Source organism: Amycolatopsis sp. FBCC-B4732, from assembly GCF_023008405.1.
GTDB classification, from domain to species: domain Bacteria; phylum Actinomycetota; class Actinomycetes; order Mycobacteriales; family Pseudonocardiaceae; genus Amycolatopsis; species Amycolatopsis pretoriensis_A.
Genome location: NZ_CP095376.1, coordinates 3,104,914 through 3,127,545 on the forward strand (window position 1 = coordinate 3,104,914; position 22,632 = coordinate 3,127,545).

15 protein-coding genes are annotated in these 22,632 nt (G+C 73.0%); 5 read left to right on the forward strand and 10 right to left on the reverse strand.

The features are described from left to right. Positions 1–59 precede the first annotated feature (59 nt). Complete coding sequence (locus MUY14_RS13315) at positions 60–602, forward strand: carboxymuconolactone decarboxylase family protein (protein ID WP_247023295.1); 543 nt, start codon at positions 60–62, stop codon at positions 600–602. On the opposite strand, the gene MUY14_RS13320 is transcribed toward MUY14_RS13315, so the two are convergent. From MUY14_RS13320 to MUY14_RS13340, 5 genes are all read right to left on the reverse strand, one after another. Then, the gene (locus MUY14_RS13320; RefSeq protein WP_247023296.1) at positions 591–1,547 is read right to left on the reverse strand and encodes a zinc-binding alcohol dehydrogenase family protein; all 957 of its coding nucleotides are present in this window, start codon (positions 1,545–1,547) and stop codon (positions 591–593) included. The genes MUY14_RS13315 and MUY14_RS13320 overlap by 12 nt on opposite strands. Then, a complete protein-coding gene (locus MUY14_RS13325) occupies positions 1,544–2,404 on the reverse strand; it encodes a dioxygenase (RefSeq protein ID WP_247023297.1) in 861 nt (286 codons plus the stop codon). Before MUY14_RS13325 ends, MUY14_RS13320 begins: the two co-directional genes overlap by 4 nt. A gap of 11 nt (positions 2,405–2,415) precedes the next feature. Next, the gene (locus tag MUY14_RS13330) at positions 2,416–3,207 is read right to left on the reverse strand and encodes a citryl-CoA lyase (protein ID WP_247023298.1); all 792 of its coding nucleotides are present in this window, start codon (positions 3,205–3,207) and stop codon (positions 2,416–2,418) included. Then, on the reverse strand, positions 3,200–4,357 hold the full coding sequence (locus tag MUY14_RS13335; RefSeq protein WP_247023299.1) for a CaiB/BaiF CoA-transferase family protein: 1,158 nt from the start codon (positions 4,355–4,357) through the stop codon (positions 3,200–3,202). Before MUY14_RS13335 ends, MUY14_RS13330 begins: the two co-directional genes overlap by 8 nt. 67 nt (positions 4,358–4,424) lie before the next feature. Then, entirely contained in the window at positions 4,425–5,234 is an 810-nt protein-coding gene (locus tag MUY14_RS13340; RefSeq protein ID WP_247023300.1) for an IclR family transcriptional regulator C-terminal domain-containing protein, read from the reverse strand. 134 nt (positions 5,235–5,368) lie between these two features. On the opposite strand from MUY14_RS13340, the gene MUY14_RS13345 reads away from it, so the two are divergent. Together MUY14_RS13345 and MUY14_RS13350 are read left to right on the forward strand one after the other, a co-directional pair. Then, positions 5,369–6,778, forward strand: a complete 1,410-nt coding sequence (locus tag MUY14_RS13345; protein WP_247023301.1) for an amidohydrolase family protein — start codon at positions 5,369–5,371, stop codon at positions 6,776–6,778. Between the two features lie 23 nt (positions 6,779–6,801). After that, complete coding sequence (locus MUY14_RS13350; protein WP_247023302.1) at positions 6,802–7,278, forward strand: hypothetical protein; 477 nt, start codon at positions 6,802–6,804, stop codon at positions 7,276–7,278. 38 nt (positions 7,279–7,316) lie between these two features. Here the strand turns inward: MUY14_RS13350 and MUY14_RS13355 are convergent, their stop codons facing one another. From MUY14_RS13355 to MUY14_RS13375, 5 genes are all read right to left on the reverse strand, one after another. Then, entirely contained in the window at positions 7,317–8,066 is a 750-nt protein-coding gene (locus tag MUY14_RS13355; protein ID WP_247023303.1) for a hypothetical protein, read from the reverse strand. Positions 8,067–8,357: 291 nt separating this feature from the next. After that, on the reverse strand, positions 8,358–11,159 hold the full coding sequence (locus MUY14_RS13360) for an AAA family ATPase (protein ID WP_247023304.1): 2,802 nt from the start codon (positions 11,157–11,159) through the stop codon (positions 8,358–8,360). Between the two features lie 103 nt (positions 11,160–11,262). Then, positions 11,263–13,545, reverse strand: coding sequence for a Hint domain-containing protein (locus MUY14_RS13365; protein ID WP_247023305.1), 2,283 nt, complete (start codon positions 13,543–13,545; stop codon positions 11,263–11,265). 7 nt (positions 13,546–13,552) lie between these two features. Next, the gene (locus MUY14_RS13370) at positions 13,553–17,491 is read right to left on the reverse strand and encodes a hypothetical protein (RefSeq protein WP_247023306.1); all 3,939 of its coding nucleotides are present in this window, start codon (positions 17,489–17,491) and stop codon (positions 13,553–13,555) included. 390 nt (positions 17,492–17,881) lie between these two features. Continuing rightward, the gene (locus tag MUY14_RS13375) at positions 17,882–19,267 is read right to left on the reverse strand and encodes a KamA family radical SAM protein (RefSeq protein ID WP_247023307.1); all 1,386 of its coding nucleotides are present in this window, start codon (positions 19,265–19,267) and stop codon (positions 17,882–17,884) included. A gap of 131 nt (positions 19,268–19,398) precedes the next feature. Here MUY14_RS13375 and MUY14_RS13380 point away from each other — a divergent pair, with 131 nt between their 5' ends. Next, entirely contained in the window at positions 19,399–20,994 is a 1,596-nt protein-coding gene (locus MUY14_RS13380; RefSeq protein ID WP_247023308.1) for an amidohydrolase, read from the forward strand. 11 nt (positions 20,995–21,005) lie between these two features. Further along, positions 21,006–22,619 carry an apolipoprotein N-acyltransferase gene (gene lnt / locus MUY14_RS13385; protein WP_247023309.1) on the forward strand — a complete coding sequence of 538 codons (1,614 nt, stop codon included), beginning with the start codon at positions 21,006–21,008 and terminating at the stop codon, positions 22,617–22,619. Positions 22,620–22,632: the final 13 nt, after the last annotated feature.

A 22,632-nucleotide genomic window follows, 5' to 3' on the forward strand; every position in this document is an offset into this window, starting at 1 on the left:
CGGGCCGCCGCGGGGCGAAAGACTCGCGAGAGGACCTTTCGCCCCGCCAGGAGGACTCGATGCCGCACATCCCGCTCGACCCGGCCCTGCCCGGGATCTCCGCGCTCTTCGCCTACCGGCCGGAGACCGCGGCGCCGCTCGGGCAGCTGGCCGAGGTGCTGCTGCGCGGGCCGAACTCCCTGACCGTCGGCGAACGCGAGCTGATCGCGGCCGTCGTGTCCAACGGCAACGAGTGCCGCTTCTGCACCGGCAGCCACGCCGCCGCGGCCGCCGAGACCCTCGAGGGCGGCCGCGCGGTGGTCGACGCCGCGTGCGGCGGGATCGACGACGCCCCCGTCTCGGCGAAGATCAAGGCACTGCTGTGGATCGCCCTCGCCGTCCGCGAAACCGGGCGTGCGGTCACCGGCGAGCTCGTCGCCGCCGCCCGCGCCGAGGGCGCCACCGACGTCGAAATCCACGACACCGTGCTGATCGCGGCGTCGTTCTGCCTGTTCAACCGGTACGTCGACGGCCTCGGCACGATCGCCCCCGACGACCAGGCCGTCTACGACCAGATCGGCAAGCGCCTGGCCACCGACGGCTACGCCGGCCTAGGGAACTAGCACCACGCGGCCCGGGCGGATCCACGCCCGGGCCGCGTCGTGCAGCGCCACCCGCGCGTAGTCGACCGTGAGGGCACCGGTCATCGCGTGCCCCACCACCGTCAGGAGTGCCTCACGGCGCTGGTCGCCGCTGAGCTCGTTGTTCGTGTACCCCCGGATGCGCAGCGACCGGCTGCGCAGCACGGCCGAGGACACCGGGCACTGCTCACCCGCCGAGCTGCCGAGGTTGACCAGGCGCCCGCCCGGGCGCAGCGCGTGCAGCGCCGCCGCGGCCGGGAGCCCCCACACCGGATCGAGCACGAGGTCCACCGGCGGCCCGGCGCCGAACCGCCGGGCCAGGGGCTCGACGTCGTCGCCGGGTTCGAGCCGCACGGTGGCGTCCGCGCCGAGGCGCCGGGCCTGCTCCAGCGCGGCGTCCGAGCGCGCGCACGCGATGACGTGCCCGGCCCCGGCCACCCGGGCCAGCTGCACCGCCGACTGGCCGACGACCCCGCCGGCGCCGAGCACCAGCACGGTCTCACCCGCGGCGAGCTCACCGGTCGCGGTCAGGCACCGCCACGCCGCCACCGCCGACAGCCCGAGCGCCGCCACCAGCGCGTGGTCCGCCCCGGCCGGCAAGACGACCACGTCCGCGGACGCCACCACGGCGTGCTCGGCCATGCTGCCGTCGCCGGGGAGCATGCCCGCGGCCGTGGCGAACCAGACCGGCGTGCCCGCCGGGTGCATCGGCGCCGGCCGCGTCAGGACACCGACCCCCTGCACCCCCGGCACGTACGGCGTCGCCGGGCGCCCGAAGTAGGACGTGCCGGACGCGCAGAGCAGGTCCAGCGGCGTGATCGGGGCCGCGGTGACGCTGACCGCGACCCCGCCCGGGCCCGGTTCGGGCTCCGGCCGGTCGGTCACCACGGGCGGCTCACCCGCCTCGCGGATCTCCGCGGCGATCACACGGGCTGCAGGACGAAGTCGTACCGGGCCTCGAGCCACGGCTCGGCGCAGTGCCCGCCGTCGGGGGTGGGCCCGGGCTCGCGCGGTTCGAAGGTGACGACCAGCTCCTGCTTGGTGCCGAACACGACATCGCTGTCGAGGTATTCGGCGCCTTCCTGGAACAGGTGCGTGATCAGCGGTTCGTAGCCGGCCGCGTTGATCAGGAAGTGCACGTGGGCGGGCCGGAAGTGGCTGATGTCGGTGCCGCCGATCAGCTCGCCGACCGGGCCGTCCATCGGGATCGAATAGCCCTTGGGCGCGATCGTGCGCAGGCAGTAGGCCCCGTCGGCGCGGCTGGTGTACTTCGCGCGCAGCCGGGCTTCGTCGATGCCGGGGATCTGCGACTCGTACGCGCCTTCCTCGTCGGCCTGCCAGACGTCGAGGACCGCGCCGGTGACGGGGGAGCCGTCCAGCCCGGTGACCGTGCCGGTCACGTAGAGCGGCGTGCCGGGCAGGCCGTCGGACATGTCGCCGCCGAACTCCTTCTCCGGGGAGCCGTCGATGTGGAACGGGCCCAGCACCGTGGCCGGGGTCGCCTTCGCGTCGAAGGCGTGGTTCATCTGCACCACCAGCATGCTCAGGCCCAGCACATCCGAGGCGAGGATGAACTCCTCCCGCTTCTCGTCGCTGATCTGCCCGGTTTCGGTGAGCCACCGCATCGCGGCCATCCACTCGGTCTCGCTCAGCCGCACTTCGCGGGCGAAGGCGTGCAGGTGGCGCACGAGTGCGGAGAGCAGCTCCGCCGTGCGCGGGTCGTGCGCGCTCGCCCAGCGCGCCGCGGCGAGCTCGGTGATGTTGTCTTCGGTGACGAGCTGCATCGGCGTTCCTCTCAGGGTTCCGGGTCCGGCGGCACCGGCCGGTTGTTCAGGTCGACCGACAGGAAGATGTCGTTGGCGACGGGGTGGCGCAGTTCCTCGGCGAGCTGGCCGATCAGCCCGGCGGTCCGGGCCAGCAGCGCGAACCCGCGCAGCAGCTCCAGCGGCAGCCCGAGGTCGGCGAGCGCGGCCCCGCAGACGCCCGCGCCGTTGAGCGGCAGCGTCTTCCCCAGCACCTGGGGGTGCACCCGCCCGATCGCGGCGAAGAGCTCCAGATGCGGGCCGCGCAGGCCCTCCTCGTCGGCGATCGCGAACAGCCGCCGGGTGCGGGGGTCGCCGTCCTTGTGCACGTGGTGCCCGAGGCCGGGGACGAACTTCTTCGCCGCACGCTGCTTTTCCACCGTCTCGAGCGCGAGCGCGTCCCAGCCCGCTTCGTCGGCGGGCGCTTCGGCGCCGGTGAGCACGTCGTGCAGGAACCGGCCGCAGTCCTCCGTGACGCCGAGGAAGCGCGACCCGCCGCCCAGCAGCCCGGCAGCGAGCGCGCCCTGGACCGAGTCGGGCGCCGACAAGTAGGTCAGCCGGGTGACGATCGCGGTGGGAGTGAAACCGTGGTCGGCCAGCGCGGCCAGGACCGCTTCGAAGACCCGCGTCTCCCCCGGGGACGGACGTCGCTGCGTCGCCAGCCAGAAGGCGAGCTCGCCGAAGCCGACCGAGCCCATCACGTCCTCGGCGAGGTCCTGGCCGAGCAGCGTGATCTTGTCCTTCGTGGACGAACCCAGCGCCGTTTCGTAGCCCGGGTCAGGCATCGCGGTCCTCCGTCAGCCAGGCGCGCAGCTCCGCGCCGTGTTCGTCGAGCTCCGGCGGTGGCAGCCGGTAGGCGGCGGGCGTCGCGGAGAACCGGATCGGGTGGCGCGTGGTCGGGACGGCGCGATCGCCTTCACCAACCTCGACGACGGGGTCGAGCCCGAACCGTTCGGCCATCGCGAACCCGCCGTCGATGGTGTTGATCGGTCCACACGGGACACCGACCTCCGTCAGCGCCTCGAACCAGTCCACCGCGCCCCGGGTTTTCAGCCGCTCGACGAGCAGCGGCCGGAGCTCTTCGCGGTTCTTCGTGCGGTCGGCGTTGCGGGCGAACCGCGGATCGCCCGGGACGTCCGGCAGGTCCAGGACCTCGCACAGCCGGCGGAACTGCCCGTCGTTGGCCGCGGCGACGATCAGGTCGGCGTCCGCGGTGGGCAGCGGCTCGTAGGGGAAGACGCTGGGGTGGGCGTTGCCCATCCGGAACGGGACCACGCCGCCCGCGGCGTAGGCGGAACTGTGGTTGACCAGCCCGGTCAGCGCCGAGGACAGCAGGTTGACCTCGACGTGCTGGCCCTCGCCGGTGGCGTCGCGGTGGCGCAGCGCGGCGAGGATGCCGATCACCGCGTGGTTGCCGGCCATCACGTCGAACACCGAGATCCCCGCCCGGTACGGCGGGCCGTCCGGATCGCCGGTCAGGCTCATCAGCCCCGAGATCGCCTGCACCATCAGGTCGTAGCCGGGCACGTGCTTGCCTTCGCCCGAGCCGAACCCGCTGATCGAGGCGTAGACGGTGCCCGGGTTGGCCGCTTTGACGGTGTCGTAGTCCAGGCCGTACTTGGCCAGCCCGCCGGGCTTGAAGTTCTCGATCACCACGTCCGCGCGGGTGGCCAGCTCGCGGCCGAGGGCGGCGTCGGCTTCGTCGCGCAGGTCCAGCGCGAGGGAGCGCTTCCCGCGGTTGACGCCGAGGTAGTAGGTGGAGACGTCCCCGCGCACCGGCGGCATCCACGTGCGCGTCTCGTCGCCCTGCGGTCCTTCGACCTTGACGACGTCGGCGCCCAGATCGGCCAGCAGCATCGTGGCGTACGGGCCGGCGAGCACCCGCGAGAAGTCCGCGACCAGCAGCCCGGACAGCGGGCCCTCGGGTCGATCCACGCAACGCCTCCGCATCTGTCCGTCTGACGGACTAGTGTCCGCAGTCTGCTCCCGTGCGGGAGCGCGGTCAAGGCGCGGCGGGAACGGTGACGTGCGGGACGGTGTCCAGGCGCGCGAAGTCCGCGCTGATCTCCCCGGCGGTCTGCAGCAGCAGCGGCAGGTGGTGCTCCAGCAGCTTCTCGACCGGGGTCTCCGCGGCGTGGCAGTTGACGTTCACCCCGGCGATCACCCGCCCGGAGCCGTCGCGCAGCGGCGCGGCCACCGACCGGATGCCCGGCGCGAGCTGCTCGTCGGTCAGCGCCCAGCCCCGCGCCCGGACCTCGCGCAGCTCGGCGTCGCGTTCGGCGCGCTCGGGCCGCCACCGCGGGACCAGCCCGGACCGGGTCGGCTCGGCCAGCACCGCCTCCAGCTCGTCCGGCGGCAGCGCGGCGAGCTGGACCTTGCCCAGCGACGTCGGCAGCGCCGGGAAGCGGGTGCCGATCTGCACGGTGAGCGCGACGATCTTCGGCACCGCGACCCGGGCGACGTAGACGATGTCGGAGCCGTCGAGCTGGGCGATCGAGCACGACTCGTTCGTGCGCGCGACCAGGCGTTCCAGGTGCGGGCGGGCGACGTCCCACAGGCCGGTCGAGCGGACGTAGGCGACGCCGAGGTCGAGCACGCGCGGGGTGAGCGCGTAGTCGCGCCCGTCGGTGCGGACGTAGCCGAGCTCCGCCAGGGTGAGCAGGATCCGCCGGGCGGTCGGGCGGGCCAGGCCGGCGGCCGCGGCGACCTCGGCGAGGGTCATCGCCGGGCGGCCCGGCCGGAACGCCGTGATCACCTCGAGCCCGCGGGCCAGTGCCTCGATGAAGTCGGGACCGGTTCCCTCGCGTGGCATGGCGCCACCTCCCTCTCCGATGGTCCTGACCGCAGCGTAGCGGCGGGCATTGACACCGGCTCGGCACTGGACGAAAGTGGCGGCACCCACCCGATGTCCGTCTGGCGGACGAGTGTACGCAAATGGAGGCCGTGATGAGCGGATCGATCGTCCTGCGGGGTGGGACGGTGCTGGCCGACGCCCACCGGGTGCTGCCCGGCGAAGACGTCCTCGTCACCGGCGACCGGATCGCCGCCATCGGCCCCGCGCTGGAGGTCCCCGCGGGCACCGAGGAGATCGACGCGACCGGCGGGCTGGTCATGCCGGGGATGATCGACACCCACCGGCACCTCTGGCAGACGGCCATGCGCGGCTACGGCGCCGACTGGACCCTCACGCAGTACTTCGTCTGGTACTACCTCGAATGGGGCAAGGTGTTCCGCCCCGAGGACATCTACGCGGGCAACCTGCTCGGCGCGTGGGAAGCGCTCGAAGCGGGCGTCACGACCACAGTGGACTGGTCACACGGCCTGCAGACCACCCAGCACGCCGACGCGGCGGCCGACGCGCTCGAAGCCGTGCCCGGCCGGTTCGTGCTGGCCTACGGCAACATCCAGGACGCACCGGCGACGTGGACCGGCACGCCCGAGTTCCGCGACTTCGTCGCCCGCCGCACCGGCGGCGACCTCGGCTTCCAGCTCGCGTTCGACGTCACCGGCGACCCGGCGTTCCCGGAGAAACCGGCGTTCGAGGTGGCGCGCGAGCTCGGCGTCCCGGTCACCACGCACGCGGGCGTGTGGGGCGCGACCGGCGACGACGGCATCCGGCTGATGCACGACAACGGGTTCATGACCCCGGAGACGATCTACGTCCACGGCGCCTCGCTGTCGGCGGATTCCTACCACCGCATCGCCGCGACCGGCGGCTCGGTGTCGGTGTCGACGGAAAGCGAGCAGAGCGCCGGCCAGGGCTACCCGCCCACCTGGGCCCTGCGCCAACACGGCATCCCGGTGTCGCTGTCGATGGACACGTCGGTCTGGTGGAGCGGCGACCTGTTCTCCGCGATGCGCGCGACCCTGGGCGCCGACCGTTCCCGCGAGCACCTGGAAGCCCACGCGAAGGGCGAAACGGTGACGCACGCGGCCCTGCGCGCGGAGCAGGTCGTCGACTGGGCCACCCTCGGCGGCGCGGCCGCATTGGGGCGTTCGGACCTGGGCACGCTGGAGGTCGGCAAGAAGGCCGACGTGGTCCTGCTGAAGAACGACCACTCGCCGACGTCGTTCCCCCTGCTCAACCCGTACGGCCACGTGGCGTTCCAGGCCCAGCGCGGCGACGTCCACACGGTCCTGGTCGACGGCCGCGTCGTGAAGCGCGACGGCCGCCTGGTGGGCGTGGACCTCCCGGCCCTGCGCCGGCGGGTGGAGGCAACGGTCGAGCACCTGCGGTCCCAGCTGGGGGAGGAGGCGTGGCGGCAGGGGATGAACCCGGATGTCCCGGAGACGAAGATCCTGGACAACCCGTACACGTACACGACCTACCAGAGCGACACCACCCACGGCGGCTGAGCCGTCGCGGGTACGGTGCCCGCGTGGTCCAGGTGTTCATCCAGCCGTCCTACGGCACCCCGGAAGCCCGCCGCTACGGTGCGGCCACCCTCGACCGGCCGGTCCCGTTCCGCGACGCCCCCGCCCAAGCCCGGACGCGGCTGGAAGAGCTCCACCCGGACGGCCGCGCCCGCTTCTGGGGCGCCACCGAGAAGCACGACAAGCGGATGGCCACCGTGCGGACCGGCGACGTCGTCCTGCTCACCGGGGGCAAGCACGTGCGCGCGGCCGCGGAGGTCGGGCACAGCTTCCGCGACCCGGCGTTCGCCCGGCGGCTGTGGCGGCCCGATCCCGGCAAGTGCGTGTGGAGCAACGTCTACAGCCTGCGCCGCTACCGGGTGGTCGACGTCCCGAACGAAGCGATCTGGGCACTGCCCGGCTTCACCACCGGCGACAACTTCATGGGCCTGCGGTTCCTCGACGCCGAAAAATCGGCCGCGGTGCTGGCCCTGCTGGGCTGAGCGGGCCGGGTCCGCCCTCGCGGACCCGGCCCGGCGGTTCAGCCGCGGTCGCTGTCGCGGTGGTGGTGGTAGCCGTAGTCGTCGGTGGCGTCGGCGACCGACGACACCGAGTGCACGACGGCCCCTTCGTCACCGGCGGCCGCGTACCAGTTGGCGTAGGCGGCGTACTGCGGCACGGCGAGGGCGTGGACGCCCTCCGACACGGCACCGTCCGGCCCGGCCGACAGGTTTTCCGCCTCGTAGGCGGCGTGGTGGTCACCGGCGTGGCTGGCGACGTGCGAGGAGGTGGCCCCGTCCATGTCGGCCGACTGCGTCTCCGTTGCGTAGCTGACGTCGGCGGCGGGCGCCTCCGGCTCGGGGTCCGGGTGGTGCGCGACGGGGTGGGAGGCGTGGTGCGCCGCCGGGTGGTGCGTGGCCGGGTGGGACTCCTGGTGCGCTACCGGGTGCGAGTCGTGGTGGACCACGGCCGGCGTCTCGTCGTCGGCCCAGTCGTCGTCGTCCGACCAGTCGTCCGCGTCGGTGCCGGACGTCTCACCGTGGATCACGGCGGCCCCGCCGATCCCGGCGACGGCGGTGTCGGTCTCCGACCAGTGGTGACCCCACCAGTCGGAGCCCTCCTCGGTCTCGGTCGTGCCCGCACCACCGATGCCGGCCCAGGTGGCCGAGCTTTCGGCACTCCAGGAATCGTGCGGCCAGTCGAGCGGGTGCGCACTCGAAGGACCGGCGATCACGAGGGAAAGCGGCAGCGCGAATGCGCCGGCGAGCGCCAGTCGTCGCAATGTGGACATGATTTCTCGGGGTTCCTTTCCGGGTACGGCGACCGGGCGCTTTCGGGGCCCCGGCCGCCGGGGCAGCACATCTGTCCGGAAAGGACACTACCGACGCCTTGGCCGGGTTGACCTGCGCGAATACCCGATCGGTGCGCAGGAACCGCCGAGCGGAGGACAACGGCGGGAAGGCGTCGGACGAGCATAGGACGTGCGCGGGGAATCGGACATCGTGAATGGCGTGAAATCACTCGCTCAGGTGGCTCGGTGTTTATCTTCGAAATGGACTGAGAAACGCTCGACGCGCCGACGTCACGAACGAGGTCCGGTGCTGAGCCGGCTGACGAGCTGGATGCGGGATCGGACGTCGAGTTTCCGGAACGCGCGGCTCAGGTGCGCCTCGACCGTCTTCTCCGTGACGTAGAGCCGTTCGGCGATCTGGCGGTTGGTCAGCGCGTCGGCCGCCAGCTGGGCGACCCGGCGCTCCGACGGGGTCAACGCGCTGACACCCGTGACGCGCAGCCGCGGCGGACGGCCGCCTTTCGTCGTGAGACCGGCTGTCAACCGGTCGGCCAGCGGGTGCGCCTGGCACTCCAGGGCCAGCTCGGCGGCACGCCGGATGGTCGCGCGGGCCGTGCTCCGGTCGCCGCCGCGCATGTGCAGCTGCCCGAGGTCGGCCAGGGTGTGCGCGTGCTCCAGCCGGCCGGGTCCGGTGCGCAGCAGCTCGACGGCCTCCTCGAGGTAGCGGCGCGCGTCCGTGGGCCTGGCCAGCCGGGCCGAGGCGCGGAGCGCGACCGCGATGTGACGCGGAACGGCGAAGCCACGGGCGAGCCGGAGCTGCTCGCCGATCAGCGCCGAGGCCTCGGCGGGCCGCTCGGCCAGCAGGTGGGCCCGGGCCGCCAGCAACCGCCACGGCACGTCCCACAGCTCGCCGGCACCCCACCGCTCGTACGACTCCCGGCAGAGCGCCGCGTCGGCCAGCGCGCGGACGTGGTCTCCCTGAGCCAGCCGGAGCCGGATCCGCGAACCCAGCAGCCACAGGTGCGCCGAGGAGTGCGGGGAGCGGTCGCCGCCGAGTACCCCGGCCGCGAGCACGGCCGCGGCGTCCGAGGTCCGGTCGTGCTCGAGGTGCACGTCGGCCGCGGTCGCCTCCAGCAGTGGCAGGCCGATGTTCGGTGGTGGCGCGGCCGCCGTACCGAGCTCGAGGTGCTCGGCCGCCTGCGCCAGGTCGCCGCGGAGGAACGCGATCCGGGCCAGGTAGCCGCGGACGATGCCGATCGGCAGCAGCAGACCGCGGTCCACGGCGGTGTCCAGCGCCCGCTGCATCCGCCGGTCGGCCTCGTCGAGCTGATCGGTCACCAGCAGCGTGTGCACGGCTGCCCAGAGCCCGCACCGCTCGGGCGTCAGCACCTCGCCCGCCAGTGCGGACCTGGCGAAGGCCAGCGCCTCGCCGACCGGGCGGCCGGCGAGCACGGCCTCCAAGGCCGCTTGGGAGTCCAGGACCGCCTGCGGCCGGCCGGTCCGGCGGCCGAAGGAGTCCAGCCGGTGTAGCAGTTCCGCCCGCCCGCCCAGGTCGGCCCGTGCCATCCCGATGAGCTCCGCCTCGACCTCCAGCACCAGCCCGGGATCCTCGGCGTCGGCCAGGTCCGCCAATGCCCGCACGAGCAGCGGAACCGCCTCCCGCGGCTCACCGCAGGCGTTGCGGAACCGGGCGTAGCTGTACGCGCACAAGACTCGTTGCCGGCCGCCGTCGGCCAGGGCCAGCGCTTCCCGGAGGTGGCCGTCGGCTTCGGCGAGGGCCAGGTGGTGCGCGCGGCAGTTGCCCAGCTGCCGGCTCACCTCCGCGCGCTGCGCCGGCAGCGGTGGTTCGGCGCGTGCCCGGTCGAGGAACACCGCCGCGTTCTCCGGCGCCCCGTGCCGGAAGGCCTGGTCGGCCGCGGCCGCCAGCAGCCCGACGCGGCCGGGCACCCCGGCCGGCGTGGTCCGCAGCAGGTGGGCGGCGACCCGGGTGACCGGCCGGCCCGCCTCGAGCAGCACCCGCGCGGCCCGTTCGTGCTCTTGCCCGAGTTCCGGCACCGGGATCAACGCGTGCGCGACATCGCGCACGACCGCGTGGACGAAGGCGGGCGGATCGGCCCGGTCGAAGATCCCTTCACGCGTCAGGCGGCGCGCGGCGGCGACCACCTCCGGCGCCGGCACGCCGGCCAGCCCGGCCACCTCGGCGAGCGCCGCGTCGTCGCCCAGCACCGCGACGGCCCGGGCCACCGCGCGCACCGGCGGAGGCTGCCGGCGCAACCGTGCCGTCACGTACCACCGGATCGCGTCAGGACCGGCCGCGGCGACGGCGGCGGCTCCTTCGGCGGTGGGCCGGACGCCGTCGGTGGCCAGGACGCGCAGCAGTTCCCGGACGAAGAGCGGGTTCCCGCCGGTGAGGGCGTGGCAGGCGGCGCAGAACTCCTCGTGCGCGGCCGGGCCCAGCTCGCGGCGGACCAGCTCCGCGACCGCGCGGCCGCTCAGGTTCCGGGGACGCAGGAGCGTCAGCTCGTCCGTGGCGAGGAGGTCGTCGGCCAGCCCGTCTTCGCCGTGGTCGGCGGACCTCGTCGTGACCACCACCAGCGCGGCGCAGGAGTCGAGCCGGCGGGCCAGGAAACCCAGGAACCGGAGGGACGGGAGATCGGCCCAGTGCACGTCGTCCACCAGCAGGACCGGCGTGGCCCGCTCGGCCAAGGTGACCAGCAGCCAGTACAAGCCGTTCAGCACCGCGTACGACGCGCCCGGGGCGATGGTCTGGTCCGCGGCGCCGAACAGGCCTTCGGCGTTCCCCGCCGCACCGCCGAACAGCCGGGCGCGCTCGGGTCCCGCCGCGGGGAGCACGGGCTCGAAGAGCTGGCGCACCACCCCGAAAGCGAACTCGCGCTCGAGTTCCGCGGCGCGCGCGGACAGCACCGTGCACCCCCGGTCCGCCGCCAGCCGGCGAACTTCCTTCAGCAGCGCCGTCTTCCCCGCACCGGCGCCACCGTCGAGGACGACCACCCCGCCCTGGCCGGCACCGAGGCGGGCGAGCGACCTTTCCAGTGCACGTACTTCGGCGTCCCGTTCGACGAGCTCCGTCACCGGAGACCCACTCCGATCTGCGGCCGCCCGGACCCACGCGTTTCGTGGTCAGGCAGGGATTTTCACCCTAGCAGTCGGCACTCGGCCGGCGGAGCTTCCGGACTCATCGACGCGCTCGCACCCGGCTCGCCAGCAGCTCCCCGACGTACCGTCCCGCGGCCACCGCCATGGCCCTGGCGGCGGACTGGGCGGGGCGGTCCGCCGTCCCGGCGCCGTGCCGCCCGAGGGCGACCCGGCCGAGCACCGTTCCGCCGTCGCCGAACACGAAGTGCTCGCCGTGGCCCGTGGCGGACAACGGCACGCCGAATCGGCCGAGCAGCTCGCCGTCGGTGTGGAGGGAGCCGAGCAAGGCAGCCGAGGGGAGGAGGGGCCCGAACTCGACGTCGGTGTCCGGCGCGAAGTGCCAGCCCGGCCGCTTTCGCGTGGCCGGCGCCGTCACCCGCCGGACGACGTCCTCGGCGTCGCCGCGCACGCGCAGCTCGACGTCCAGCACGGCGACCGCCGGGACGTCTCCGAGCAGTTCGACGTCGTGCAGGCACAGGGTGAACGGCTCCTCGGGATCGGCGTCCGGACGCCAGCCCGTCGCGCAGTTCCGCCGGAACAGCCGGCCGTACCTTCGCACCAGCTCCGTCTCGAGCGCGGACGCGTGCGGGTCCCATTCGCCGTCGCGCAGGTAGTACCCGGGGCCGGGGATCTCCGGACGTCCGGCGCCGTCGGCCGCCCGGGCCGCCTCACCGATCCCGGACAGGTCGAGGCGCCCCAGGATGTCGAGCAGGTCCGCGTGCGGATCGGCGACCTGTTCGCGGACGTCGTCCAGCGCGCGGTCCATCGCCGCGACCACGGCGAGGGTGGCGGCGACGTCGTGGAAGGGATCCGCCGACTCGGCGTCGACGGTGACGAACGTGCCCGGGCCACCGACGTAGTAGGCGGCGTGCCCGCGGTCCCCGGTGGCGACCACGAGGTCGTGGACCAGCTCGTCCGGCCGGTCCGGGGCCGGTTCGTGCGCCGTCACCTCCCGGACGGTCACCGGTTCGCCGCCGACGGTGGCCAGCTCGGCTCCGACGGCGAGCGAGCCGATGCCGTCGGCGATCATCGTCGGCACGGCGTCCGCGAGGTTCCACGGGTCGACCGCGCACCGCCGGGGCCCGGGGCCGTCGGCCGCGCGGAACGGGTGCCCCGAAGTCGCGAAGACGTTCAGCCCGTTCACCGAGTACAGCGGCCGGCCGAGCCGGGCGGGCCGCTCGGTCAGCACGACCGTTCCGGTGCCGCCGCCGGACCGCACCTCGTCCCCGATCCGGACGTCTTCGATCGGCTTCACCGAGCCGTCGGCCATCAGCACGCCGGTGCCCGCGCCGAGGCAGCTGCTCGGCTGCGGCCGGTACCGGGCGAGCGGACCCCACAGGCACAGGCTGAGCGAATAGCCGTTCGTCACCCCCTGGTGTTCGCGCACCGGGGGCATCGGCGGCTTGGACGCGTACGACGACGTCACCAGCTCCGGCAGGCCGGCGGTCAGGCTCCCCGCCGTCGCCGGCTCGACGTCCGCCCCGGAAAGCGGCCGGTACCAGGTGGTGTAGCCGCCGTTCCACCAGTTCCCCTCGGCGACCTCGCCCGGCACGATCAGCCCCCGGGCCCGCAGCGCCCGGATCTCGGCGTCGACGTCCGGGCACGCCAGGGCCCCGAGGACCACCCAGAGGGTGTACAGGAACCACACCGCCGCGTTCGTGCTGTCGCCGCCGGTGCCGATGGCGCCGTTGAGGTTCGCGACCAGGGTGTCGTCGGCCAGCAGGCGAACGAGCTGTGCGCGGGCCTCGGCGAGCTGCCCGGCGGCCGTCAGGGCCCGCAGCGCCGACGCCGTCGGCTCGTAGGCGGTCTGCACGGTCACGAGGTAGCTCGCGGTCAGCGCGGGCCGGAACTGGCTGTCCATGGCCGCCAGTTCCCCGGCCAGCTTGCCCGTGTCCAGCGGGATCCCCGCGGCCCGGCGGGCGGCGTCGGTGAGCACGGCCAGTGCGTACGCCCGCCACCACGGCTGGTCGAGCCCGCGGGACCGCACCGCGGTGGTGACCGCCGTCGCGGCGGCGGTCACCATCCGCTTCGGGAAGAACGCGTCCGCGTACCCGGCGAACGGGCCTTCGTAGGAATAGGAGATGTAGTAGCCCGAGCCGTTCTCGGCCGGCTGGGCCGCGATCCGCTCGTTGGGCAGGGCGAGCTGGAGCACCGCGCTCAGCGCACCGCGGTGGGCCGCTTCGGCTTCCGGGTGGCCGTAGCCGGGCAGCGACTCCAGCAGCAGCCGCAGGTCCGGCAGCAATCCGGGAACGGGCCGCGCTTCCGGCGCGGAACCGGTGACGAACCCGGTCAACCGGGCCTGCAGCCGCTGCTGGGAATTCATCGGCGCCTCAGCCGGCCGGGGTGAGCACGGTGGCCGGCGTTCCGACGACGACGTCGAAGGACGTCGACGTGCCCCCGCAGGGGTTGCTCGCCGTGATGCTGCTGCGGGTCCGCGACTCGCCGGCCGCCGGCTTGCCGTTGGGTTTGATGGCGCCGGTCTTGTCGTCGAACCGGAGGAACTCCGGCAGCGGGTCACCGCCGTGGCGGAACTTCATCGGCGTGCTCGGCAGGACCGCGAACCCCGGACCGAAGGTCTGCTGCTCCGACGGCGTGCTGCCGGGCGGGAAGGTCAGGTCGGGCATGGTCATGAAGTTGGGGGCCATCCCCGCCATGGTGAGGGTGAAGACCGATCCCGGCGTGGGCACGATGTCGGGCGACGGCGTGAACTGGTCGGTCACCACGAGCCCGCTTTCCCGGCGCGCCAGCCACAGGAAGGTCTTCCCCATCGCGGGCTGGTAGTGCCCGTCGCTGTCGACCGTCGCCGGCACCAGCTTGATGTCGAGCGAGACGAGGAACTTCTCGTCCCCGGTCAGCCGGGCAGGCCCCCACGGCTGACCGATCCAGGTCTGGCACACCACCACGACCGGCGACGAGTCCCGGGGCTCGTCGGGAGCGGGCAGCTTCGGCTGGAACGAGACCGACCGGTCGTCCATCAGGCTGAGGTAGCGCACGACCGGTGGCTTCGCGGGATCCGGCCGCAGCACGGTGAAGATGGTGCTCAACCCGGACGCGTCGGTGGTCACCTGCCACACGCAGTCGGGCAGCGAAGTGCCGGCACCGTACCGGATCGTGCCGTCCGGGTTCGCCTGCACCACGTCGCCGTCCACGGTCAGGGTGCTGCCGACCATCAGCAGGCTGCCCCGGTCCGGGTTCCGGTACGGAACGGCGTAGTCGAGGCTGCCCTTCTTCTGCCCGACCCGGAACCCCGCCGGCGCCGCGTAGCCGTTGACGAAGTTCTCGATCTCGTCGGGTACCTGCTTGAACAGCTCGTAGAGCATCAGGCCGACGCCGGCGAGCGCGGCGAGGACCGCCAGCGGCCCGGCGAGCGCGAACATCGCCGCGAGTGTCCCCGCGGCCGCGATCATGCCCCCGGCGACCAGCCACTCGCCCGCCATCGCGAGCAGCATCAGCGACCCGCTGACGATGTTCAGCACGTCCGAAGCGACCGCGAGACCGGACTCCCCTTCGGCCAGGTGCACGATGCTCACGACGATCCCGGCCAGGATGAAGAGGGGGCCGACCCGGGTCGCGACGAACTCGTCGAGGTTCGCTCCGAACACCTTCGACACGAGCGACGCCTCCTCGGCCGTGGCGGTCGTCTCGGTCACCAGGACGGCCGTGAGGTTGGCGTCACCGCTGGTGACCAGCTTGCCGACGGTGCCCTCGATGTCCCCGATCCAGCGGGCCGTCGAGTTCCCGATCTTGACCAGTCCCTGCTCCAGCGGCCCGGCCTCGCCCTTCACGACGATGCTCCCCACGGCCGCGATCCGCTGGGACGCCGTCATCCCCTTCACGCTGAAGATCGCGTAGAGGCGGACGCCCCGCTTGGCCACCGCCGAGACGATCTGCAGTCCCAGCTGGACGGTGTCGATCACGAGGGTGGCCCGCTGGGTCTTGCTCAGCTGGTCCCAGCTCTTGAAGGCGCTGAACAGGTTGAACACGGCCAGCCCGGTGATCCCGCCGATCAGGGCCGACCCGAACAGCTCCCCGACCGACGCCAGCCTCGGGAACTTGCCGGAGAACCACGTGAGCCACTGCCCGGCGATGTAGGGCAGCGCCAGGGTGTCCTGGACGGTCCCGGAGATCGCCAGCAGCGCCTCGATCGAGTCGTGCAGCAGGCGGTCGGCCTGCTCCTCCTGCAGGATCGCGCCGATCGACCGGGCGGCCTCGGCGATCTGCGCGTCCTCGTTGTGCACGTTGCCCTCGACGAACGCCTGCAGGTACTCCTTGACGAGGTCGAAGCTCACGGCCTCGCCGAGGAACCCGAACATGCTGGGCAGGATGTTGGTGGCCAGGAAGGTGTTGATGGTGCTCACGTACCGCTGGGCGAAGAAGCCCGAGGGGTCCAGCGCGGTCAGCACGGCCACGTTCTGCTGGAACAGCCGGGTCAGGCCGGTGCCGTCGCCGGACCCGGTGTTGACCGACATCTGCAGCGAGATGTTCGCGAGGATGCCCGGCGCCACGTTGTAGCTGTAGAAGGCGAACGCCCAGTAGAGGCGGTTGGTCTTCGCGTACTGCCCGGCGTTGCGGACTTCGGCGATGAGGTCGGCGTGGAGGTCGCCGGTGGCGGCCGGGCCGGCGACGACGTTCGCCTTGATGTCGGCGATGTCGGCCTTCACCGCGGCGTCGATCGTGGCCTCGTAGGTCTTGGCGTTGGTGATCTGGTCGGCGAGGTAGTCGGCGGTCATCGGGCAGTGCTTCTGCCATTCGACGCCGAACAGCCGCTGCCCGTGGGCGTGGTAGACCGGCGACGTGGCCATCCCGGTCTTCAGCCAGGTCATCGCGCGCGGGCCGTTGAGGTAGCGGCAGTGGTCCTCCGAGCCGTCGGCCAGGCCGTAGGTCAGCACGGCCGTCGCGAGGGACTGGTACCACTTCGCCGGTTCGTCCACGCCCGTGACCGCGCTGCCGGCCACCTCGGCGAGTTCCCCGGTCAGGGCCGGCTGGGGGACGCCGGGGAACAGCCGCCCCCACAGGTCGCCCGGGATGCAGCTGTTCATGATGGTGCTGAGGCTGTCGTTGACCCCGGCCTGCACGACGTCGCTCCAGGCGCCGGTCCCGTCCTTGACGAACGGCGTCATCGCGAGCAGGCCGTAGATGTCGGCGTTCTTGGCGGCGGCGGCCTGCTCGGCGGCCATGCGGTGCAGCTGCGGGTGCAGGTCCCGGTGCAATGAGATCGCCGCCAGGGCGTCCTCGGTGCTCAACCGGACCGCCCCGTCGAGCGAGGCGCCGTCGGCCCGCAGGCGCCCGTCGGCCGGCAGGCCGGTCCGCCGCTGGTGCTCCGGGTCGAGGTCGTGCCACACCAGTTCGTCGCCGAGCACGGCGGCACCGGTAACCGGCTCACCGGCGATGACCAGCCGGCCGTCGAAGACCCCGAACGGCGCCGTGTCGGCACTGGTCCGGTAGTAGCCGGTGACCTTCGGAGCGGCCCGCACCCCGCGGAAGCCCACGAGCGTGCCCTTGGGCGCGACGCCGTCGATCTCGAGGACCCCGGTGATGCCGAGCGCCGCCGAGTCCTCCTCCGCTTGCAGCCACCAGGGGTACACGGTGTCCGGCCCGGTGGGCTGGCGCGGTCCCTTGTCCGGCAGGGGGGCGATCGAGGACTTGAAGGTCAGCCGCCAAACGGGCGGGGCGTCATGCGTGTCGAGCTGGATGCCCGCGGTGAAGGCGTCCGGCTCCCACGGGAGGGCGCCGGTCTCGTTGTCTTCGAACGCGAAGGTGAACTCGGGCGGCTGAAGGGGGCCGCCGGGGGTGACGGTGTAGGTCAGCTGCAGCCGCTTCGCCACCCATCGAGCGTTTTCCCAGGCCGTCGACTTCGGGTCCCAGAGCAGGCCGATGGCCGCGCCGCCGGAGGTCTCGTAGCTCGCCCCGCAGTCGAGGGCGACGTCGCAGAGGAACCCCGCCCGGGCCCCGGCCATCACCGAGCAGAGGTCGTCTTCGGAACCGACGGCGCCGTGCGCGCCGGTTCCGTCGTGGCTCAGCCGCAGGTGGCCACCGCCGAAGGCGCCCCGCCAGGTCAGCACCCGGTCGTGCTCGTCGTAGCTCCAGGCGTCCCGCGGGACAGGCAGGTGGTCCAGGAAGAGCTGCTCCTCCCCGGCGGCCTCGACCATGGTGACGCGCGCCGGGATCGGCCGCTGCGAATTGCCGAAGGTGTCCATGCGGGTCACCACGTAGTCGTGGTGGTGCCGGCGTCCGTTGTCCTGCTGGGCCCGGTCCGTGCTCGACGTCATCGTCATTTCCCCTCCCGACGGCTCGGCCGCGGGCCACCGCCCGCACCGAAGCGTTTGCTGACGACCGGCGGTCTCCCACCACCGGCGTCGACGACCCGCCCGACGTTATGGACGTGCCGGCACGCGCACGTCAGGGAAATCCCTACAAGAACCCCGCATCCACCGGAGGGGACGGCTTCGTACGTACGGGTCGCTGTTCGGCTGGGGCGGGGAGGAAGGTGCTGTCCGTATTCGCGGTATCGCAACGGGAGCGACCGTCAAGATCGGTGCGATGTCCACAATAGACTCTCCGGGCCGCGTCAATGCTGACCAGCCAAATCGTCAGGAATGGGCCGGAGAGGTGCTGCCTGCACCCCTCCGGCCCATTCCTTGGACGGTGACGCCCCGATGTCAGCCCTGGCTTGCCCACCACTTCCGGCCGGCTTCGGGCAGGGTCGAGATCGGGTCGTAGTACGGGTAGCGGCGCTGCAACGCCTCCGGGTCGTCCAGCTCGATCCCGGTCCGGTAGTTCTTGGTCCAGTACGAGATCCCCAGCTCCCGGTCGTAGTCGGCCAGCTGGTGCACCCACCGCTTCCCCACATAAGGCACGTCGCACACGATGCGCGGCGTCGCGTACCCCGGCAGGTAGCCCATGATCGAATGCTGCAGCTCCTGCGCCTCGTGCACCGAAACCCGCCAGTGCTCGGCGTTCGGGATCATGTCGCACATGTAGAAGTAGTACGGCAGGATGTTCGCCTCGCCCTGCAGCGCGAAGCACAGGTCCAGCAGCTGCGCCGGCGTCGCGTTGACCCCGCGCATCAGCACGCCCTGGTTGCGCACGTCCCGGACACCCACGTTCAACGCCGTCTGCGCCGCCTCCGCCACCAGCGGGGTCACCGACTGGGCGTGGTTGACGTGCGTGTGGATCGCCAGGTTGACGCCGCGGCGCTGTGCGGTCACGGCGACGCGCTCCAGGCCCTCGACGACCTTCGGCTGGAGCCAGTGCTGGGGGAGGGCCGCCAGTGCCTTGGTCGCCAGGCGGATGTCGCGGACCGTGTCGATGTCCATCAGGCGCATCAGGAACGACTCCAGCTGCGGCCACGGGACGTTGGCCACGTCGCCGCCCGACACCACCACGTCGCGGACGCCTGGGGTCTTCTTCAGGTACGCGATCATCGCGTCCTGGCGGTCGACCGGCTTGAGGGTCAGCTTGTGCTTCTCGACCGTGTCCGTCGAGTTGCCGACCAGGTCCATCCGGGTGCAGTGGCCGCAGTACTGGGGGCAGGTCGAGATCATCTCGGCCAGCACCTTGGTCGGGTAGCGGTGGGTCAGGCCCTCCACGACCCACATCTCCGCTTCGTGCAGCGAGTCGCGCTCCGAATGGGGGTGGCTCGCCCAGACCGGGTCACGGTCGCTGCGCACCGGGAGCATGTAGCGGCGGATCGGGTCGGCGTAGAACGCCTCGGTGACCTTCGCCGGGTCGGTGCCCGCCGTGGGCGCCATCGTGTTGAGCATCTGCGGCGGCAGCAGCATCGACATCGTCGCCATCTCGCGCTGGTCGGCGAGCAGGTCGTCGTAGAAGCGCTCCTCGAGCAGGTCGCCCATCAGGGCGCGCAGCTGCTTGGCGTTGCGGACGCAGTGCACCCGCTGCCACTGCGCGTCACGCCACTCGGCCTCGGTCACGTCGTGCCAGCCGGGGAAGCGGCGCCAGTCGGGTTCCACCAGCTCGGCGCGGGCGTACTCGTAGGGCTGGTCGAAGGCGGCGGCAGGCGTCACAGGTTCCTGGATCGCAGTCACTTGTACTCCTAGTCGTCGGGAACGCGTGAAAATATCCTGTCATAACGTTCTCACGGAGTAAATCTTCCTGCCTGCTGGCATGTCTTCCCCCAGGTGCAGTAGGCCCGGCGACCAGGGGGAGACTCGGGGGCGTGACGGACGAACACACGACGCTCCTGCTCGGCGGGCGCATCTACACCCCCGCCGGCCCGGACGCCACGGCCATGGCGGTCACCGGCGGCACCGTGGTCTGGGTCGGCCAGGACGCCCCGGCCCGCGCCCTCCACGAAAACGCCGAGATCGTCGACCTCCAGGGCGCCTTCGTCGCCCCTGCCTTCGTCGACGCCCACGTCCACGCCACCGCCACCGGACTGCACCTGACCGGCCTCGACCTCACCGGCGTCCGCGACCGCGCCGAGCTGCTCGGCCGGGTCCGCGCTGCCGTCACCCCGGGCCAGGTCCTGCTCGCCCACGGCTGGGACGAGTCCGCCTGGACCGACCCGCGCCTGCCCAGCCGCGCCGAGCTCGACGACGCCGCCGCCGGCGCGCCCGTCTACCTCAGCCGCGTCGATGTCCACTCCGCGCTCGTGTCCACCGCGCTGGTCGAGCTCGCCCCGGCCGCCCGCGCCGCCGACGGCTGGTCGCCCGACGGCCCGCTGACCCGCGCCGCCCACCACGCCGTCCGCGCGGCCGTACGCGCCGCCATCACGCCCGGGCAGCGCGAACGCGCCCAGCGCGCGTTCCTCGCCGAAGCCGCGAAGCAGGGCATCGTCAGCGTCCACGAATGCGCCGGCCCCGACATCTCCGGCGCCGACGACCTGACCGCCCTCCTCGACCTCGCCGGCCCGGACACCCCCGAGGTCGTCGGCTACTGGGGCGAGCTCGGCGCGGTGGACACCGCCAAGGCACTCGGCGCCCGCGGCCTCGCCGGTGACCTCTTCGTCGACGGTGCCCTCGGCTCCCACACCGCCGCCCTGAGCGCCCCGTACGCCGACCACACCGGCGCCGGCACGCTCTACCTCGACGCCCACCGCATCGGCGAGCACCTGGCCGCGTGCACCGAAGCCGGGCTGCAGGCCGGCTTCCACGTCATCGGCGACGCCGCCGTCGCCGAAGTGGTCGAAGGCTTCCGGCTCGCCGAGAAGGAGGTCGGGCAGCGCGCGCTCGCCGCCCGCCACCACCGCCTCGAGCACGTCGAGATGGTGACCACCGAGCAGGCGAAACTGCTGGCCGGCTGGGGCGCGGTCGCCTCGGTGCAGCCGCTGTTCGACGCGCTCTGGGGCGGCCCGGAAGGCATGTACGCCGACCGCCTCGGCCCCGATCGCGCCGCCGGGCTCAACCCCTTCTCCGCACTGGCCGCCGAAGGTGTGCTGCTGGCCTTCGGCTCCGACGCGCCGGTGACACCGCTCGACCCGTGGGGGAGCGTCCGCGCGGGCGCCTACCACCGGACGCCGGGCGCGGGCCTGTCGCCGCGGGCGGCGTTCACCGCCCACACCCGCGCCGGGCACCGCGCGGCCGGCGTCAACGACGGCGTCACCGGCAGCCTCGTCCCGGGCGCGCCGGCGCACTACGCGATCTGGGACACCACCGACCTCGTCGTGGCCACCCCGGACAGCCGCGTGCAGCGCTGGTCCACCGACCCGCGCGCGGGTGTGCCGCCGCTGCCGAGGCTCGAACCGGACGCCGACCTCCCGCGCTGCCTGCGGACGGTCCGCGCGGGTGCGGTCCTCCACGACGCCATCACCTAGAGTTCTCAGTCGTGGCAGTCACCGTGGCGGACCCCGAACCGGGCGCCCCGCACCAACCCCCGCGAACCCGGCGGTTCCCCCGCGCGTGGCTCCTGCGGCTGGCCGGGGCCCTGGTGTCCGGCTTCGCCTACTACCTGAGTTTCGCCCCGCGCCCGCTGTGGTGGCTCGCGCCGCTGGCGTTCGCCGGGTTCGCCCTCGTGCTGCGCGGGCGCAGCTTCCGCGGCGCGTTCGGCTACGGCTTCGCGTTCGGGTTCGTCTTCTTCCTGCCGCTGCTGACGTGGCTGCTGGACTTCCTCGGCCCGGACTTCGGCCCGTGGCCGTGGCTGGGCCTGTCGTTCGCGCTGGCGCTCTACTACGGCCTCGCGGGCGGTCTGATCACCCTCGTGGCGCGCCTGCCGCCGGCGCCGCTGTGGGGCGCGCTGGTGTTCATCGCGCTGGAGACCCCGCGCGCCTGGTTCCCCTTCGGCGGCTTCCCCTGGGGCCGGGTCGCGTTCAGCCAGCCCGAAGGCGCCTTCCTGCCGCTCGCCTCGATCGGCGGCGCCCCGCTGGTCGGCCTCGCCGTCGTCTTCACCGGCTTCTGCCTGGCCGCGCTCGCCACCCGCCTGTGGGAGACGCGCGAGGTCACCCGCCCGGCCGTCTTCGCCGCGCTCGGCACCGTGCTGCCGGTCCTCGCCGGGCTCGCGCTGTGGCCGGCGATCGGCACCGGCGCCCAGGACGGCGAACGCACCATCGCGACCGTCCAGGGCAACGCCCCCGACATCGGCCTCGCCCTGCAGGGTGAGCGGGTGCTGCTGCGGCGCAACACCATCGCCGAGAGCCAGCGGCTGCTCGACGCCGTCCGCGCCGGGAAAGTCCCCAAGCCGGACCTGGTGCTGTGGCCGGAGAGCGCCACCACCGTCACCGGCCCCGACCCGCAGGTCGACCAGCTCGTCGCCAACTTCGGCGTCCCCGCCCTGATCGGCGCGCTCTACGAGCTGCCCGACGGGCACATCCAGAACTCCGTGATCGCCTGGGACCCGCACACCGGGCCCGGGCAGCGCTACGCGAAGCAGCAGCTGGTGCCCTTCGGCGAGTACGTGCCGGCCCGCAAGCTCGCCGAGCTCGTCACGCCGTTCCTCGACGCCGAGACCGTCGACATGCTCCCCGGCGACGGCGCCAACCAGACGCTGGCCGTCGCGGGCACCAAGGTCGGCGTGTTCGTCTGCTACGAGGCCGCGTTCGACTACCCGGCCCGCGACGCGGTGCGCGACGGCGCCGAGGTGCTCGTGGTGCCGACGAACAACGCCTGGTACGGCGAGAGCGAGATGAGCGTGCAGCAGCTGGCCATGTCCCGGCTGCGGGCGGTCGAGCACGGCCGGGCGGTCGTGGTGTCCGCCGTCTCAGGGGTGAGCGCGATCGTCGCGCCCGACGGGACGGTGACCAGCTCAACGGGCCTTTTCACCGCGGATTCCCTGGTCGGGCGCGTCCCGCTCCGGACGCAGACTACGCTGTCGGATCGACTCGGTGCGTGGACGGAGTACGGGCTGCTGGCACTGGCGATCGCCGGGGTGGCCGGCGGGCTCGTACTCCGTTTTCGCACCCGGCGCGCGAGCGCCGGCACGGCAGCAGGGGAAGCGGCGGACTGACCGCCGCGGATAT